This window comes from Streptomyces sp. NPDC002870 (genome assembly GCF_042888505.1).
In the GTDB taxonomy this organism is placed as follows: domain Bacteria; phylum Actinomycetota; class Actinomycetes; order Streptomycetales; family Streptomycetaceae; genus Streptomyces.
This window is the reverse complement of the sequence record NZ_JBIAPW010000026.1, coordinates 14,099-30,466: the sequence shown is the minus strand read 5'-3', so window position 1 is coordinate 30,466 and position 16,368 is coordinate 14,099. Positions and strand designations below refer to the sequence as shown.

General features: G+C 69.8%; 12 protein-coding genes. 7 read left to right on the top strand and 5 right to left on the bottom strand.

Going from position 1 to position 16,368, the window contains the following annotated elements; all coding sequences use genetic code 11:
• Positions 1-2 precede the first annotated feature (2 nt).
• The 3 genes from ACFYWY_RS26850 to ACFYWY_RS26840 all read left to right on the top strand — a co-directional run bounded on the left by ACFYWY_RS26850 (position 3) and on the right by ACFYWY_RS26840 (position 3,797).
• Entirely contained in the window at positions 3-1,256 is a 1,254-nt protein-coding gene (locus ACFYWY_RS26850; RefSeq protein ID WP_389190583.1) for an ATP-binding protein, read from the top strand.
• 69 nt (positions 1,257-1,325) lie between these two features.
• On the top strand, positions 1,326-3,281 hold the full coding sequence (locus ACFYWY_RS26845) for a transglycosylase domain-containing protein (RefSeq protein ID WP_389190582.1): 1,956 nt from the start codon (positions 1,326-1,328) through the stop codon (positions 3,279-3,281).
• Between the two features lie 81 nt (positions 3,282-3,362).
• Complete coding sequence (locus ACFYWY_RS26840) at positions 3,363-3,797, top strand: VOC family protein (RefSeq protein ID WP_389190581.1); 435 nt, start codon at positions 3,363-3,365, stop codon at positions 3,795-3,797.
• A gap of 107 nt (positions 3,798-3,904) precedes the next feature.
• Here ACFYWY_RS26840 and ACFYWY_RS26835 read toward each other — a convergent pair whose 3' ends face one another.
• From ACFYWY_RS26835 to ACFYWY_RS26815, 5 genes are all read right to left on the bottom strand, one after another.
• A complete protein-coding gene (locus ACFYWY_RS26835) occupies positions 3,905-4,672 on the bottom strand; it encodes a uracil-DNA glycosylase (protein WP_389190580.1) in 768 nt (255 codons plus the stop codon).
• Between the two features lie 80 nt (positions 4,673-4,752).
• Positions 4,753-5,322, bottom strand: coding sequence for a transcriptional regulator (locus ACFYWY_RS26830; RefSeq protein ID WP_389190579.1), 570 nt, complete (start codon positions 5,320-5,322; stop codon positions 4,753-4,755).
• Positions 5,323-6,861 (bottom strand): helix-turn-helix domain-containing protein, encoded by a 1,539-nt coding sequence (locus ACFYWY_RS26825; protein ID WP_389190578.1) that lies wholly within the window; start codon positions 6,859-6,861, stop codon positions 5,323-5,325.
• Entirely contained in the window at positions 6,858-7,157 is a 300-nt protein-coding gene (locus ACFYWY_RS26820) for a helix-turn-helix domain-containing protein (protein ID WP_389190577.1), read from the bottom strand. Before ACFYWY_RS26820 ends, ACFYWY_RS26825 begins: the two co-directional genes overlap by 4 nt.
• A gap of 99 nt (positions 7,158-7,256) precedes the next feature.
• The gene (locus ACFYWY_RS26815) at positions 7,257-8,471 is read right to left on the bottom strand and encodes an MFS transporter (protein ID WP_389190576.1); all 1,215 of its coding nucleotides are present in this window, start codon (positions 8,469-8,471) and stop codon (positions 7,257-7,259) included.
• A gap of 224 nt (positions 8,472-8,695) precedes the next feature.
• Here ACFYWY_RS26815 and ACFYWY_RS26810 point away from each other — a divergent pair, with 224 nt between their 5' ends.
• The 4 genes from ACFYWY_RS26810 (at position 8,696) to ACFYWY_RS26795 (ending at position 16,027) form a co-directional block, all read left to right on the top strand.
• Positions 8,696-9,955, top strand: a complete 1,260-nt coding sequence (locus ACFYWY_RS26810) for a ricin-type beta-trefoil lectin domain protein (protein ID WP_389190575.1) — start codon at positions 8,696-8,698, stop codon at positions 9,953-9,955.
• A gap of 190 nt (positions 9,956-10,145) precedes the next feature.
• Complete coding sequence (locus tag ACFYWY_RS26805; protein ID WP_389190660.1) at positions 10,146-12,392, top strand: RICIN domain-containing protein; 2,247 nt, start codon at positions 10,146-10,148, stop codon at positions 12,390-12,392.
• 1,122 nt (positions 12,393-13,514) lie between these two features.
• A complete protein-coding gene (locus ACFYWY_RS26800; RefSeq protein WP_389190574.1) occupies positions 13,515-14,867 on the top strand; it encodes a glutamine synthetase in 1,353 nt (450 codons plus the stop codon).
• Positions 14,855-16,027 (top strand): amidohydrolase family protein, encoded by a 1,173-nt coding sequence (locus ACFYWY_RS26795; protein ID WP_389190573.1) that lies wholly within the window; start codon positions 14,855-14,857, stop codon positions 16,025-16,027. The genes ACFYWY_RS26800 and ACFYWY_RS26795 overlap by 13 nt, the downstream gene beginning before the upstream one ends.
• The last annotated feature ends 341 nt before the right edge of the window (positions 16,028-16,368 follow it).

Sequence of the window (16,368 nt, the reverse complement as noted above, 5' to 3'; positions counted from 1 at the left end):
CCATGCCACTGAGATGGCGCATCGCCGCCCTCGTCGCCGTGGCCATCTGCGCCGTCGTCGCCGCCGTGGGCCTGCTCGTCCACCACGCCTCACGCGACCGCGAACTGACGCAGGCCCGTGAGGCGGCCCGTACGACGCTCGACCGTGCCGCCGTCACCTATGCCCGCTCCGGCACCGTCCAGGGCACCGGCGCCGGCCTCGACGCCCCCGGACTGCCCGCGGGGCTGCGCGATCTGGCGGCCCGCGGGCATCAGGGAACGGAGTACGCCACCGATCCCGCCGGGCCTGCGATGTGGGCCGCCCGTCCCGCGGGCGGGCAAGTGCTGTCCGTACGCATCGACATGACCACCACGCTGCGCGACATCAGCGCTCTCGACACGAGCATCGCCTGGGCCGGAGCGCTCACCACCGCGGCCATGCTGCCGCTCGGCGTGCTCAGCGCCGGGCAGATGAGCCGCCGGCTGCGCCGTGCCGCGGGAACCGCACGGCGCATCGCCGACGGGGACCTCGATGCCCGGATCGAGGCCGCACCGCGTCCCCGTGACGAGATCGCCGAGATCTCCACGGCTGTCGACACCATGGCCGCCGCACTGCAACAACGCCTGCGCGGCGAGCAGCGGTTCACCGCCGACGTTGCGCATGAGCTGCGCACCCCCCTCATGGGCCTGGTCACCGCCGCCGAACTGCTACCCGAGGGGGAGGCCGCCGGATATGTGCGCGACCGGGTACGCGTCCTGGCCGCCCTCGTCGAAGACCTCCTCGAAATCTCACGGCTCGACGCCGGGGCGGAGGAGGCCGACCTCTCCCCCAGCCGCCTCGGCTCCCTGGTCGAAGACATCACCGCCCGCACCGGCCTGTCCGTACAACTCGTCGTCAGGACCGGCGAGTACGGACAGGACGGGGCGAAGGGCGAGGTGTGGACCGATTCCCGTCGGCTGGAACGCATCCTCACCAACCTGATCGTCAACGCGCACCGGCACGGCCTCGGGCCCGTCACAGTCACGGTGGCGCCCGACGGCAGGACCGTGACCGTACGCGACCACGGCACCGGCTACCCGGACAGCGTGCTGCAGGACGGTCCGCAGCGCTTCCGCACCGGCGCACGGGAACGCGGCACAGGCCACGGGCTCGGGCTGACCATCGCCATCGGCCAGGCCCAAGTCATCGGCGCGGCACTGGAGTTCGCCAACGCGCCCGATGGGGGCGCACAGGCCACCCTCCGACTCCCGGACGCGGAGCCGCCGATACACGGCTGATACATCTCCGAGGCACAGCCGATGTCTGCCTTTGCGTTTACAAAGATCTTCGGCGCTGAGGATGGCGCCATGCGTACCAGGTGGAGTCCGGACCGGACAGCGGAGCGGCAGAAGGCGAGCGGCGTCAGCAGCGAGGCAGGTGCGCACAGAGAGGCGAGAGGGGCACACCGCGACGCCCGTGTCCCGCGACGACGGCGGAAGGCCGGGCGGCGGACCGGGACAGGCCGCTTCCGCCGTTTCCTCACCTGGAAGAAGGCACTCGTCTGCGTCGTCACCCTGGTCGTTCTGCTCGCCGGAGGCTTCACCGTCCTCTACGTCTCCATCGACATCCCCCAGGCCAATGAACTGGCCAAGGCGCAGAGCAACGTCTATCTGTACAGCGACGGCACCCGCCTCGCCCGCACCGGGGAGATCAACCGGGAGACGGTCCCGCTGAGCAGGGTGCCCGAGGACGTCCGGTATGCCTTCGTGGCGGCGGAGAACAAGGACTTCTACAGCGACTCCGGCGTGTCGCTGTCCGGCACCGCCCGCGGCATCCTGAGCACACTCACCGGCAAGGGCAAGCAGGGTGGCTCGACCATCACCCAGCAGTACGTCAAGAACTACTACCTCAGCCAGGAACAGACCGTCACCCGCAAGGTCAAGGAACTGGTCATCTCCCTCAAGGTCGACCGGCAGAACTCCAAGGACGACATCCTCGCCGGGTACCTGAACAGCAGTTACTACGGGCGTCTCGCCTACGGAGTCCAGGCCGCGGCCCGCGCGTACTACCACCGGGAGGTCGAGGACCTGAGCGTCGAGCAGGGCGCGTATCTTGCCGCGTTGCTGCAGGCGCCCAGCCAGTACGACTGGGCCATCGCCGGCCCCGAGGGCAAGCGGCTGGTCACGGAGCGCTGGAACTACGTACTCGACAACATGGTCGGTGAGGGCTGGCTGGACAAGGGCGCGCGGCAGCGGATGAAGTTCCCCGAGCCGGTGGCGCCCACACCGGGCGCCGGACTGTCCGGCCAGTCGGGTTATCTCGTGGACGCCGCCCGGCGCGAGCTGATGGCCTCCGGGGTCAGCGAGCAGGAACTGGCGGGCGGTGGCTGGCGTATCACCCTCAACATCGACCCGGACAAACAACGGGCCCTGGAGCAGGCCGTCACAGCGGGGCTCGGCGAAGGTGCGGATGCGAATGCCGAGGCGGCGGACGAGGGGGCACCCGGTGAAGCCGCCGACAGCAATCGTCAGGCCGGAGCCGTTTCTGTGGACCCGACGTCCGGACGTATCGTCGCGCTGTACGGCGGCCGCGACTACACCCGCCACTACCTCAGCAACGCGACCCGCTCGGACTACCAGGCAGGTCCCACCTTCGAACCCGTCGCAGTGGCCGCATCCATGGAGGCCAAGACCGAGGACAAGGATCAGTACGGTCAGTACGGCACCGAGCACATCAAGGAGACCGCGAATGCGCTCGGACTGGACGTGGACACAAGCGACTTCGCCTCACCAGAGGCGACGTCGCTGGGGCTGATGGGGGCCAGTCCGCTGGAACTGGCCGGCGTCTACGCCTCGTTCCACCATGAGGGCAGGAAGGTCACCCCCTCCATCCTGAAGTCCGCGGAGCGCGACGGTGAGAGTACGCATCTGCGCGGCGCGGTCGGCGGTCAGGCGATCGACCCCGAGACCGCCGAGCTGGTCAGTTCGTATCTGAGCGGCGGCGTCGGCCGGGGCGGGACCGACGGCCATTTCACGCCCGGCGTCAACGACCTGACCGTCACCACGACCTCGGGTCGCACCGACGACAGGAAGGCCGAGTGGTTCATCGGCTCGACGAACGACCTCGTCACCGCGATCGGCCTTTTCGGCGAGGACGCCACCACGCAAAAGCAGGTCACCCTCAAGAACATCGGCGACGGCCATCCCGCCAAGATCTGGTCCGCGTACACCAAGCGGGGCCTGCCCCATGAGCAAGCCGTGCCCACTCCCGATGCCACGGGCCCGGGCACGCCCGGCGGCACGGCGGACGGCGACGCCGCATGAACGCAGTTAGACGGGCCGATGCCGGGGAACCCGCTCACCGTAGGCATATCCGCCCCAACAGCCCTGCGGAAGAAGGCCCTTATGGCAGTCGCCAAGACGACCGTGCTGATCCTGGACTGCGGGGAGCCCGCGGCTCTCGCGGAGTTCTACGCCACCCTGCTCGATGCCCGGACCCAGGTGGGAGCGGACCCCGACTACGTCGAGATCGTCGGTAACGACGGGGTGCACCTGGCCGTGCACAGGGATCGCGGGTACGCACCACCCAGCTGGCCGCGGCCGGACGACTCACAACAGGCGCACCTGCGGATCCTCGTCTCGCACGACGACATGGACGAGGCCGAACGAGAGGCGATCAGCCTCGGCGCCCGCCCGCTGGACACCAAGGACAACGGCGGACCGCGCGATGTGCGCCTCTACTCCGATCCCGCCGGGCACTCCTTCTCGCTGGCGGCCTCGGCCCCGCGCTCCGACGCACCACGGGCGCCGGAGCCCCAGGACGGCCTGCGCCTGGCCTGAGGCCGTCGGCGGGTGGTCGGGCACGTCACGTGCTCCGCGACCGACGACGTCCTCGGCCGTGGCGCAGGCTGCTGCCGAACCCGACCAGGCAGCCGCGATGAACGGCATCATTGATCCAGGCCGGTGATGTCGGCGGCGTGTCGGAACACGTCGACGAGCATGGGGAGGGTCAGCAGCCCGGTGAATGTGTTGCGCTGGCTCGGGTGGTAGCAGCCGAGCAGATGCAGCTCCCGGCGCTCCCCGCGGCCGGGAAGTGTCACCTGCGCGCCGTGCGCGAACACAGGCCGGGGTCGCGGCAGTTGCCACCCCGCCTCGCTGAGGACGGGTAGCAGCGCCTGCCAGCCGAAAGCGCCGAGGACGACCACCGCGCGCAGGGTGGGGCTGAGCAGTTCCAGCTCCCTCGCCAGCCATGGCCGGCAGGCGTCCCGCTCGGCCGGGGTCGGCTTGTTCTGCGGTGGAGCGCAGTGAACCGGCGCCGTGACCCGTACTCCGCGCAGCTTCAGCCCGTCGCCGCGGTGCGTGGAGTCCGGCCGGGAAGCAAGGCCGGCGGCGTGCAGCGCGGCGAAGAGGATGTCGCCCGACGCGTCCCCGGTGAACATCCGGCCGGTCCGGTTGCCCCCGTGTGCCGCGGGCGCGAGCCCGACCACGGCCAGCGCCGCGTCCGGCGGACCGAATCCGGGGACCGGCCTTCCCCAGTACTCCCAGTCCCGGAAGGCGGCGCGCTTCGTTTCTGCGACCTCCTCCCGCCAGGCCACCAGCCTCGGGCAGGCCCGGCACCGGGCCACCTCGGCGTCCAGCTCGCCGAGCTCCCGGCAGTGCGGTGCGCTGCGCGCGGGAAAGTCCCCGTCTGCAGGAGTCGGCGGTGGCTGTGCCACTTCGCCTCCCTCACTGTGTCGACACGTTTTTCCGAGGAGCGCGGACCCGCATCCGGGAGCATCGCAACATGGCGGGGTCGTCAGGCGGCGAAGCCGAGGTTCGTCACGTACTCGTACTTCCCCCAGTCTGAGCCGAGGTCGGCGATCTGGTCGATCCACGCGTCGTCCAGAGCCTGGAAGTCGCCCGCCGACCATGCACGGACGATGGCGTCCCAGTGACGGATGTTGAGGGTGCGGAAGCCCAGCACCCGCTGGTGCGGGCGGGCCACCTGAGACTGGTTGAGCGGGTGGATCTCCACCCTTGTGCCGCCGCGCGCGTTGAGGCGCCCGAGGAGATGACGGGCGACGTTCCTGCGCCGCACTGCCCAATAGGCCGTGTCGATACGCTCCAGGTTCGCCCTGGACGGACTGCGCCTGCCGGACAGCCAGGCCTTGACGGTGCGGTCGGTCGCGGTCAGGCCTGCCTCGCGCGCCGCGCTGAGGGCATGGCCGGTCTTCGTCAGATAGTGCAGGCGCGCCAGCAGGCCTCGCTTCGACGTCACGGGCGAGGCGATGCCCTCGACGAGGCGGTCGAGCTGACGCGCGGCGGCTTCCGAGCCCTTGATGCCGCGGGCGCCGTAGTGCCCGAAATTGTGTGTGCGCTCAGGCATTTACCGCTCCTCCCCCGCATCCTCGTCCACGGCGGCACCGGCCTCGTAGACGTCCTTGACCTTCACCTCGGCAACGCCGCGGCCCTCCGGGAAGACACTCCGCCAGTCCCCGAGCACATGCAACTCGTCGGTGCCCATGGCGCGGACCACCGCAAGACCTTCGTCGTGCGCCTTGTACGCCTTCATCCAGAGGTTGGCGAAAGCCTGGGAGCGGATGATGTGCATCCAGTCCGGCCGGTACAACTCCCGGTTGTAGTTGGACTCCCCCATCGTGGACACGAACTTCGAGTACATCGCCTTTACGTATTCCAGCGTTACGTCGTCGTTTTCCTCGATTGCCTTCTCACGGGCGTCACGCAACACGCCGCGGAATTTCTCGAGCAGGTTCTCCGTCGCCCCGGACGTGAACGACTCGTGGATGACGGGTGGTTCACACAGTCCGTACCTCGCCGTGGAAAGCCGCAGCAGAAGGCGGAGTGTCGGCTCGCTCACCCACAGCGGGCCCGGCTCGTCGCGGGCGCCGATGGGATTCGGGAGCACGTCCTCGTACTCCCAGTCGGGTGGGGTGACCAGGTGCACTCCGGCGCGGCGCCGGTCGTGACGATTTCCGGAGGAATGCTCGAGCTCGCCGAGCGGCAGATGTGTCTTCAACGCGGACAGATAGGCGCCGTTGACGTCCAGAGCGGTGATCTCGTGCTGTCCGGGCGGGAGCTCGGACCGCGTCCACTTGGGGCGGGCCTCCCAGATCTCGTCGGCGCCCTTCGCGGACTTCTTTCGGAGGATGTCGGGGATCCAGGGGTGGCCGATGATGTCGTAGCGCGCGCCCTTGCGGCATGTGTCCAGCAGGATCATCGCGTCCGGGATGGCACGGCGCACCAGGGCTGCCGTGGCCGCCTCCAGATCGCCGCCGTGCTTCTCGAGCGCCGCGCGGACGGCGTCGCCGATCACATCGGGCACGTCGGAGGTGCTCTGGAATGCCCGCCGTGTGGAAGGTTTTCCGGGCCGGGCGGCGACGGGGACCGTCGCTCGCGAAGCCGCGGTCTGCGGGGGCATGGCTTGCGGGGGCGTGGCCTGCGGGGGCACGGTCTGTGGCAGCGCGGTCGCGCATTCGGCCGGATCGAGATGCTGCGGGAAGCCCGCGACCTGATGCATCGCGGGCCCGCCGCACAGCACACACGCCGCCGGCTGGGCCAGAAGCTCGACGTCGTCGCCTTCGGGCTCCGCGGCGGGAGTCATGGCCGCCGGCTCAGGCTCCGTCACGGTGACCTCAAGTGCGTCCGGCTCCGGCTCCGGCTCCGGCTCGAGTTTCGCCAGTAGTCCTTCGAGGAGGTACGCGTACTTGGCCCGCACCTCCCCGGTCGGCTCACGACCGGACTCCCAGCCGCCGACCGTCTTCGGATTGACCCCGACAGCCCGCGCCACGTCCGCCTGGGAGAGTTTCAGGGCCAGGCGCAACGCTCGGCGTTCGTCCGCGGACGGCAGTTCGGCCTCGACGCGCACGGATGCGAGCAGCGCATCGACCGACTCGAAATCCGTCACCGCCCCACCGCCCTCGGAGCCCGTGCCGTTTCCGAACGCGTGCTGCGCAGGCGGGCGGCCGGCAGCAACTCGCAGGCGCGGGTGGGGCCGGCCAGCAGTTCCAGGGCGGGCAGGCCGAAGTGCGCGGCCAGCAGGTCGCAGTCGTCCAGGGTCCATGCCGTACGGCCGGACTGGCGGCGGGAGATCTGCGTCTGCGTCAGGCCGAGGGGGCCTGCCAGGTCGTTCTGGGAGTCCCCGGTCGCCTGCATCAGGGCCGCGACGGTTAGGCGCAGCGTCTCCCTCAGCGTCATTGGCATATGCGGACTCTATCAATCTCAGGCCCTGAAGGGCCAGATCATGCATAGTCCGCATGGAGTTGCGTCGGCCGCGGTGGATCGTGACTGGCCGCAGGCGGATCAGCGGTTGACCGCGGGAGCGGCGGCCGTGCCAGCGGTGGAGGCGGTGACGACCAGGCTGCGAGTGGTCGCCGCGCGGCGCTCCAGCAGGTGGGAGACGACGGCGAGGCCGAGGGCGGAAGCGGCGAGGGCTGCGCCGACCCAGTTGGGTGCGGTGTAGCCGAGTCCGGCCGCGATGACCATGCCGCCGAGCCAGGCGGCGAGGGCGTTGCCCAGGTTGAAGGCGCCGATGTTGACGGCGGAGGCCAGGGTGGGAGCGCCCGCTGCCTGGTCCAGGACCCGCTTCTGCAGCGGCGGTACGGTCGCGAAGCCCAGCGCGCCGATCAGGACGATGGTGATCGCCGCGGTGACCGTGTTGTGCGCGGTGAGGGTGAACAGCGCCAGCACGAGGGAGAGGGCGCCCAGCGACACGTACAGCAGCGGCATCAGAGCACGGTCGGCGAACTTTCCACCGATCAGGTTCCCGCCGACCATGCCGAGGCCGAACAGGACCAGCAGCCACGTGACGGAGGAGTCGGCGAACCCGGCGACCTCGGTCATCATCGGCGTGATGTAGGTGATCGCGGCGAAGACTCCGCCGAAGCCGAGGACCGTCATGGCCATGGCGAGCAGGACCTGCACATTGCGGAAGGCCGCCAGTTCGTGGCGCAGCCGTACGCCTTCGGGCCCCGGCTGCTCCGGCACCAGCTTCGCCACGCCGAGGAGTCCGACGACGCCGAGGGCGGCGACGATGAAGAAGGTGGCGCGCCAGCCGGCGCTCTGGCCGACGTAAGTGCCGAGCGGGACGCCGACGACGTTGGCGACGGTCAGACCGGTGAACATCATCGCGATCGCGCCGGCCTTCTTCTCGGGGGCGACGAGGCCGGCCGCGACGACCGAGCCGATGCCGAAGAAGGCGCCGTGGGCGAGCGAGGCGACGACCCGGCCGGCCAGCATCACGCCGAAGACGGGTGCGACGGCGGAGAGGACGTTGCCGGCGATGAACAGGCCCATCAGCAGCATCAGCATGCGCTTCCGGGACACCTTCGTACCGAGGATGGTCATCAGCGGGGCGCCGAGCACGACACCGAGCGCATAGCCGGTGACCAGGAAGCCGGCCATCGGGATCGACACGCCGAAGTCCGCGGCGACATCGGGCAGCAGCCCCATGATGACGAACTCGGTGGTGCCGATGCCGAATGCCCCGATGGCGAGGGCGAGGAGCGCGAGTGGCATGGGGGACCTTTCAGAAAGACTGCGTCTGCGCCTTACAAGCGTCCACAATAATTGCAGACGCCATTAATTGCAAGCGCGCCCTATTCGGGAAACTGGCACAGTCGTGGTCCATACCAAACCCTTGACAGGTGCTTAGTTCACTTCTTAAATCACGTAGTGAACTAAGTCTCATGTCATATGCACGACACATCCCCTTCCTCCTTCATGTCCCGGAAGGGAGAGTCATGGACTCCCCCCGTTTGTCGCGGCGCTTACTGCTGTCCGTTCTGTCAGTCCTGACCCTCGCGACTCTCACCAGCGGTCTCGCACAGGGCGAACCCGCACCGCCTGTCGCCGCGGCGGCCCCGGCCGCCCTCACGTTCACCGACGGCCCCGCCGGCCCCGCCGGCTCCGCCGTCGACGCCGGCAAATGGCAGATCGAGACGGGCGACAACGTCAACAACCATGAGCGGCAGTACTACACGGCGGACAACCGCAACGCCGCTCTCGACGGCCAGGGTCATCTGGTCATCACCGCCCGCCGCGAGAATCCTGCCAACTACCAGTGCTGGTACGGCAGATGTGAGTACACTTCCGCCCGGCTGAACACTGCGGGCAAGTTCACCCAGACCTACGGACATGTCGAGGCCAGGCTCAAAGTGCCGCGCGGCCAGGGCATGTGGCCCGCCTTCTGGATGCTCGGCAACGACATCGGCCAGGTCGGCTGGCCGGGCTCGGGCGAGATCGACGTCATGGAGAACGTCGGCTTCGAGCCCTCCACCGTCCACGGCACGCTCCACGGCCCGGGCTACTCCGGCTCCGGAGGCATCGGCGCGGCGTACACCCTCCCCGGTGGTCAGGCCTTCGCCGACGCCTTCCACACCTTCGCCGTCGACTGGGCTCCCGATTCGGTGACCTGGTCGGTCGACGGCAACGTCTACCAGCGGCGTACGCCTGCCGATCTCGGCGGCCGTACCTGGGTGTTCAACAAGCCGTTCTTCCTGATCCTCAACCTCGCGGTCGGCGGCTACTGGCCCGGCGACCCCGACGGCAGCACCGTCTTCCCCCAGCAGCTCGTCGTCGACCATGTCCGGGTCAGCACCAGCGACAGTCCCGGCGTCGGCGGCACCATCACGGGTCTGGGCGGCAAATGCGTCGACGTGGCGGGAGCCAACAGCGCCAACGGCACACCCGTACAGCTCTACGACTGCAACGGCACCGGCGCCCAGCAGTGGAACGTCGGCACGGACGGCACCATCCGGGCGCTGGGCAAGTGTCTCGACGTCACCTCCGGCGGGACGGCAAATGGCACGACCGTCCAGCTCTGGGACTGCAACGGATCAGCCGCGCAGCAATGGACCGTCACCGCCGCCCGCGACATCGTCAACCCCCGGGCGGACAAATGCCTGGACGCCACCGCCAACAGCTCAGCCAACGGCACCCGCCTGCAGATCTGGACCTGCACCGGAGCCGCCAACCAGAAGTGGACGGTGACCGGCCGATGAACGGGCAACTCCTTCGCGGGCGGCGGTGAACGGCCCGACAACAACAAGACCGTCACGGTCGCCGACTTCCGCACCATCCTCGGCTACGCGCAGCAGCGGCACCTCGCGCGACAGTCCCGTCCATCAATCCAATCCGCCGAACCCCCCACCGAGCCGGCCCGCCGGCACAGGAGAAACCGTGCTCCAATCCCTGCGAACACCCAGAGCGGGCCGTCACGCCTTCACAACCGCCCGCCGCTCAAGGCCCCTTGTCGCCGCCCTCGTCGTGGTGGCCTCGGCCGTTTCGGTCCTCGTCGCCATCCCGTCCACCCAGGCTGCCACCCCTAGAGGAGCCGCTCAGGCCGCCGACCTGCCGACCGGCTGGGCCACCGTGGTGAACAGCGGCAGCGGCAAGTGCCTTGACGCGCGCTCGGCCGCGACCGTGAACGGCACCGCCGTCCAGCAGTACGCCTGCAACAACTCCACCGCCCAGCAGTGGAGCTTCACGGCCACCAGCGACGGCTTCGTGCGGATCAACAACCGCAATGACGCGAGCCAGGTCGTGGACGTGAGCAACACGTCCACCGCCGACAACGCCGCGGTGCACCTGTGGACTTACGGCGGCGGCAACAACCAGCAGTGGCAGGCCGTGGACGAGGGCGGCGGCGCGTACCACTTCGTCAACCGCAACAGCGGCAAGTGCCTGGACGTGCCCTCCGCGTCCACCGCCGACAGCGTCCAGCTGGTCCAGTACACCTGCAACGGCACGGCGGCGCAGCGCTTCCAGGTAGCGCCCGTGAACACCGCGCCCGGTGATGTGGACCTCGGTCCGAACGTGGTCGTCTTCGACCCGTCGATGCCCTCCTCGACCATCCAGAGCCGGCTGAACTCGATCTTCCAGCAGCAGGAGCAGAACCAGTTCGGCTCCCAGCGCTACGCGGTGATGTTCAAGCCCGGCACCTACAGCAACGACGTCAACGTCGGCTTCTACACCCAGGTCCTGGGCCTCGGCCAGTCGCCCGACTCGGTGACGATCAACGGCGCGGTGCATGTCGAGGCCGACTGGTTCCCGCCACAGAACGCCACTCAGAACTTCTGGCGCGGCGCAGAGAACCTGTCGGTGAACCCGACCGGCGGCAGCGACCGCTGGGCGGTCTCGCAGGCGTCCGCGTACCGCCGTATGCACGTACGCGGCAACCTGGCGCTGGACGACGGCGGCTGGGCGAGCGGCGGCTTCACCGCCGACAGCAAGATCGACGGGCAGGTGCGGTCCGGTACCCAGCAGCAGTGGATCACGCGTAACTCCACGCTCGGCAGCTGGACCGGTTCCAACTGGAACATGGTCTTCGTCGGCAGTCAGGGCGTCCCCGCCACCAGCTTCCCCAGCCCGCCCTACACCACTGTGAACCAGACGCCCACGGTGCGTGAGAAGCCGTTCCTCCACGTCGACAGCGCCGGCGCCTACCGGGTGTTCGTGCCGTCGCTGCGGGCCGACTCCGCCGGTACGACGTGGGCCAACGGCGCTGCGGCCGGCACCTCGCTCGGCATGGACTCGTTCTTCATCGTGCGGGCCGGCAGCACCGCCGGGCAGATCAACGCCGCGCTGGCCCAGGGCAAGAACCTGCTGGTCACGCCCGGTGTCCACCACCTGAACCAGACCCTGCAGGTGACCCGTCCCGACACCGTCATCCTCGGTCTGGGCCTCGCCACCTTCGTCCCTGACAACGGCATCACGGCGATGCGCGTCGCGGACGTCGACGGCGTCAAGGTCGCCGGCCTCCTCTTCGACGCCGGTCCGGTCAACTCGCCGACCCTGGTGGAGATCGGCCCGTCCGGCGCCTCCGCCGGCCACGCGGCCAACCCGACCTCGCTGCACGACGTCTACTTCCGGGTCGGCGGCCAGACGGTCGGCAAGGCCACCACGAGCCTGGTGGTCAACAGCCACAACGTCATCGGCGATCACATGTGGATCTGGCGCGGTGACCACGGCAATCCGGGCACGATCGGCTGGACCGTCAACACCGGCGACACCGGCCTGATCGTCAACGGCAACGACGTGACGACGTACGGTCTGTTCGTCGAGCACTACCAGAAGCATCAGACGATCTGGAACGGCAACGGCGGCAAGACGTACTTCTACCAGAACGAGATGCCGTACGACCCGCCCAACCAGGCGGCCTGGATGAACGGCTCGACCCAGGGCTACGCCGCGTACAAGGTGGCCAACTCGGTCACCAGTCATCAGGCGTTCGGGCTCGGCAGCTACTGCTACTTCAACGTGAATCCGAGCGTTACCGCCGAGCGCGCCATCGAGGCCCCCGACAACCCGAATGTGCGCTTCCAGAGCATGGTGACGGTCTCGCTCGGCGGCACCGGAACGATCCGCCATGTCATCAACGGCAGAGGCGGGCCTTCCAACTCCTCGACGAACGTGGCCAATCTCATCAGCCATCCCTGATCTCGCGTTCCCCTGCACCGGCCGGGTCGGCCCCGAGACTCCCATCGGATCCGGCCCGGCCGCCCCCGTCGGCACGGAAAAGGGATGGTTCCTGATGCACAGACTCAGAGAGGCTCGGCACGGTTCGGCTTACGGGGCCGACATCGGCGGTGCCGGCGGCGCGGGCGGCACCGGAACGTGCTGAGGGGACGGAGTGACCCGGCCGGCGGCGACGGCTTCCCCGGGGCGTCCGATAGCGGCCTCGCCGGCCGTGCCGGCGGCACACCCGCCGACCGCATCGTCGACCCGCCGGGCACCAGCGCCTCAGGCGGTCCAGGGGGGAACGCCGGAGGCGGTGTCCAGGGCGATCCAGGTGGACCGGGCGGCGACACCTACGCCGTCATCTGGTGGTGACACCCGGCCCAGAGTTCGACCGGTTCACAGCGGCCCGGGCCACCGGACGGAACAGCCCCAGCCGACCCGCATGCTGCTCAGTCGGCACGAACCAGGGGTCGGACCCATGCGGTGATAACTCGGGCGAAGCCTGAGGAGGGGCCGAGTCCGCCGCCGAAAGCCCTTTCGGTATCGCTCGGTGGCGACGCGCCACACACATCAAGTACGCCTACCCGTCGCTGTGCCGTCCAAGAGCAGGACCGCACAAGCATCACGGCACCATGTCACCCACCCAGCGATCAAGGGTTCGAACACAGGTACTCACCCGCGCAGCGTGGCCATCATGGAACCGCCGGGCGTCGCCGGTGCCGGGCAGCGCCACTGTGCCGGCGCCGCCGGGACCCCCCGGGGATGTCATCAGCTGGTCGTCGCCGCCCTCGACGGCAGGGCGGTCAACGCACCTGCGAGGCGGCCTCGGTAGGCGTCGAATGCACAAATGCGTGCACGTGCATGTCGTGCCAGCCGTCCTCATGCAAGTGCGCGCTGAGTCGGGTGGTGCCCTCGGGTCAGCGTTTCTTCCGTCCGGAGCTGAGCCCCGTGGCTCATTCCGCGCGGCGACCGGCCTTACGTGGAGCGCCGGCGCCTGCAACGCGCCGCTCGAGCACGAGACCGGACTGGGGAGCGCGAATCGGCAACCATGGACGCAGGAGCCCACAGCAATGGAGACCGGGCGGTGGGAGGAGGCGTTAGGTGGAGGCGGCAGAACGGGACGAGCGGCGGTTGTCGGCCCGCCATGAAGCGGCGCGGCTTGCCGCCGAAGGCGTACGGGCCGTCGCGATCAGCTGGGTCGACAACGCGGGCGTCAGCCGGGTCAAGACAGTGCCCATCAGCAGACTTCCGCAGGCCGCGCACCGCGGCGTCGGTATGTCCCCGGTGTTCGACGTCTACACCTCCAACGACGCAATCACCACCTCCCCGCACATCGGCGGCCCCGACGGCGACCTACGGCTCCTGCCCGACCTGGACCGGCTCACGATCCTGGCGGCGCAGCCGGGCTGGGCCTGGGCCCCGGCCGACCGCTATGACCAGAACGGCCTCCCGTATCCGGCGTGCCAGCGGCAGTTCGCCCGCCGCGTGGTACGGCTGGCCGAAGCGCAAGGCCTGGAAATGCGGATGGGCTTCGAGACCGAATGGGTGGTCCTCAAGGACGACGGCGCCGAAGGCCATGCCTGCCGGGGTCCCGCCTACGGGCTGACCCGGATTGTCGAGCTGTCGGACTATCTGCTGACGGTTCACGACACGCTCGCCGCGCAAGGCGTCGAGGTCCTGCAGCTCCATCCCGAGTACTCACCCGGCCAGTTCGAGGTCTCCACGGTGCCGGCCGATCCCGTCCGCGCCGCCGACGAGCTCGTCCTCGTCCGCGAGACCGTACGGGCGGTCAGCGTGGCGCACGGCCTGCGTGCCTCCTTCGCGCCGGTGGTCGTCGCCGGACAGGTCGGCAATGGCTGCCACCTGCATCTCAGCCTGCGGGAGAACGGGCGGAACCTGCACCGTGACCCCACCGCCGCCCACGGCCTCGCAGCCACGGCGAACACTTTCCTCGGCGCCGTCCTGGACGCCATGCCCGCCCTCTGCGCGATCGGCGCCCCTTCCCCGGCCAGTTATATGCGCCTGATCCCCTCCCATTGGGCGGGTGTCCACCGCTGCTGGGGCATCGAGAACCGCGAGGCCGCGCTGCGTCTGGTGCTCGGCGAGCCCGACGACCCCGATGGCGGGCACGCCGAGCTCAAGCCCTTCGACGCCGCGGCGAACCCGTATCTCCTGGTCGGGTCCGTCATCGCGGTGGGTCTTCGAGGCCTCGGCGACGGCGGCCCCGCGCTGCCCGCCCCCGTAAGCGGCGACCCCGCCGGCCGCGACGACCAGGAGCGGCTGCCGACCTCGCTCGGCGAGGCGCTTACCCACTTCGAACGGAGTGGAACGCTGCGCGAGGCACTCGGGGAGGCGTTGTACGGGGCAGTGCTGGCCGTACGGCGCGCCGAGGCGGAGGCGCTGGCCGAGCACAGTCCACAAGCGCTCGCCGAGGCCACGCGATGGCGCTGGTGACGGGGGCGCCGATCGAGCTGCCGCCCTTGGTGGACCACCACTGCCACGGGGTGGTCCGCCGTGACCTCGACCTCCGCTCCTTCGAGGCTTTCCTGTCGGAGTCCGCCGCCCCCGCAGCCCCCGGGACAACCTTCTTCGACACCCAGACTGGTTTTGCTGTACGCCGCTGGTGCCCGCCGCTGCTCGGCCTGGAGCCGCACTGTCCGCCGGAGCGCTACCTTGCGCGACGCCGCGAACTGGGAGCGGCCGAGGCAGGGCGGCGATTGCTGCGCGCCGCGCGCATCGGCGTGTACGTCGTCGACACCGGGCTGCCCGGGGACCTCAGCACGCCCGCCGAACTGGCCGCGGCGGGCAACGCGGTGGCCCACGAGATCGTCCGTCTGGAGCGGCTCGGCGAACTGACCGCCGACACCTGCGGCACTACAGACGCCGACAGCACCGCCGAAGCGACCGGCACGGCAGGCGCCGCCGAAGCCTTCGTCCGCGACCTGGCCAAGGCCGTCCGCCGCGCCGCGCGCACCGCCGTCGGCTTCAAGTCCGTCGCCGCCTACCGGCACGGACTCGCCCTCGCCCCCGAACCGCCCGCCGCAGGCGAGGTCGCCCGCGCAGCCGCCCATTGGCTCGCCGGGCGACGCACCGGTGCCCGGTTGACCGACCCCGTACTGCTACGGCACCTGCTGTGGACCGCCGTAGGCACGGGGCTGCCGCTGCAACTGCACACCGGCTTCGGCGATCCCGACCTGCGGCTCGACCAAGCGGATCCGGTACTGCTCACGGATTTCGTACGGGCGACAGCCGACACGGGCACCAGTCTGGTGCTGCTGCACGGCTATCCGTACCACCGGCAGGCGGCCTATCTCGCGAATGTCTTTCCCCATGTCCACGCGGACGTGGGGCTCGCCCTCACGCATTCGGGGGTGCGGGCGGGTGCGGTGCTTGCGGAGTTCCTGGAACTGGCGCCGTTCGGGAAACTGCTGTTCTCGACGGACGCCTACGGGCTGCCCGAGCTCTATGCGGTCGGCGCCGAGGTCTTCCGGGACGCCGTGCGACGCGTAGTCGGAGGGTGGGTCGCGGACGGGGCCTGGTCACAGGCCGATGCCCAGCGGGTCGGCGCGATGATCGCGGCGGACAACGCACGGCGCGTGTACGCGCTGGAGTGAGTCGCGGCAGGTCGGCCAGCGCTCGTTGTGTCGGCCATGGGGCGGGAGACGACGCGGGCGGATGCCCGGGAGTGGTCGGCGGGGCTGGGCGAGCTGCACGAGCGGTTCATGCACCGGTTCGCCAGGTCGCCCCGCCCCCGCGCGCAGCACGGGCACTCCGCCCCGCCCCCGGGCGCCGGGGGCGGGGCGCGGCCCCGAAACAACCAGCCGCCCCGAAGCGGCGACCACCCGGTCCGGTGCTCCGACGGGACGGGCCACAGCGAAGCGGCGGCGGCGAGGGCCGATTTCTCAGGCCGGAGCAGGGCTCCGATCGGTAAGTGAACACTCAACTGACCGACCGG

Bases quoted from the DNA above. Each gene is read 5' to 3' on its own strand.
- ACFYWY_RS26795 (WP_389190573.1), top strand. From the start codon at position 14,855: ATGGCGCTGGTGACGGGGGCGCCGATCGAGCTGCCGCCCTTGGTGGAC.
- ACFYWY_RS26810 (WP_389190575.1), top strand. From the start codon at position 8,696: ATGGACTCCCCCCGTTTGTCGCGGCGCTTACTGCTGTCCGTTCTGTCA.
- ACFYWY_RS26850 (WP_389190583.1), top strand. From the start codon at position 3: ATGCCACTGAGATGGCGCATCGCCGCCCTCGTCGCCGTGGCCATCTGC.
- ACFYWY_RS26845 (WP_389190582.1), top strand. From the start codon at position 1,326: ATGCGTACCAGGTGGAGTCCGGACCGGACAGCGGAGCGGCAGAAGGCG.
- ACFYWY_RS26815 (WP_389190576.1), bottom strand. From the start codon at position 8,471: ATGCCACTCGCGCTCCTCGCCCTCGCCATCGGGGCATTCGGCATCGGC.
- ACFYWY_RS26840 (WP_389190581.1), top strand. From the start codon at position 3,363: ATGGCAGTCGCCAAGACGACCGTGCTGATCCTGGACTGCGGGGAGCCC.
- ACFYWY_RS26820 (WP_389190577.1), bottom strand. From the start codon at position 7,157: ATGCCAATGACGCTGAGGGAGACGCTGCGCCTAACCGTCGCGGCCCTG.
- ACFYWY_RS26830 (WP_389190579.1), bottom strand. From the start codon at position 5,322: ATGCCTGAGCGCACACACAATTTCGGGCACTACGGCGCCCGCGGCATC.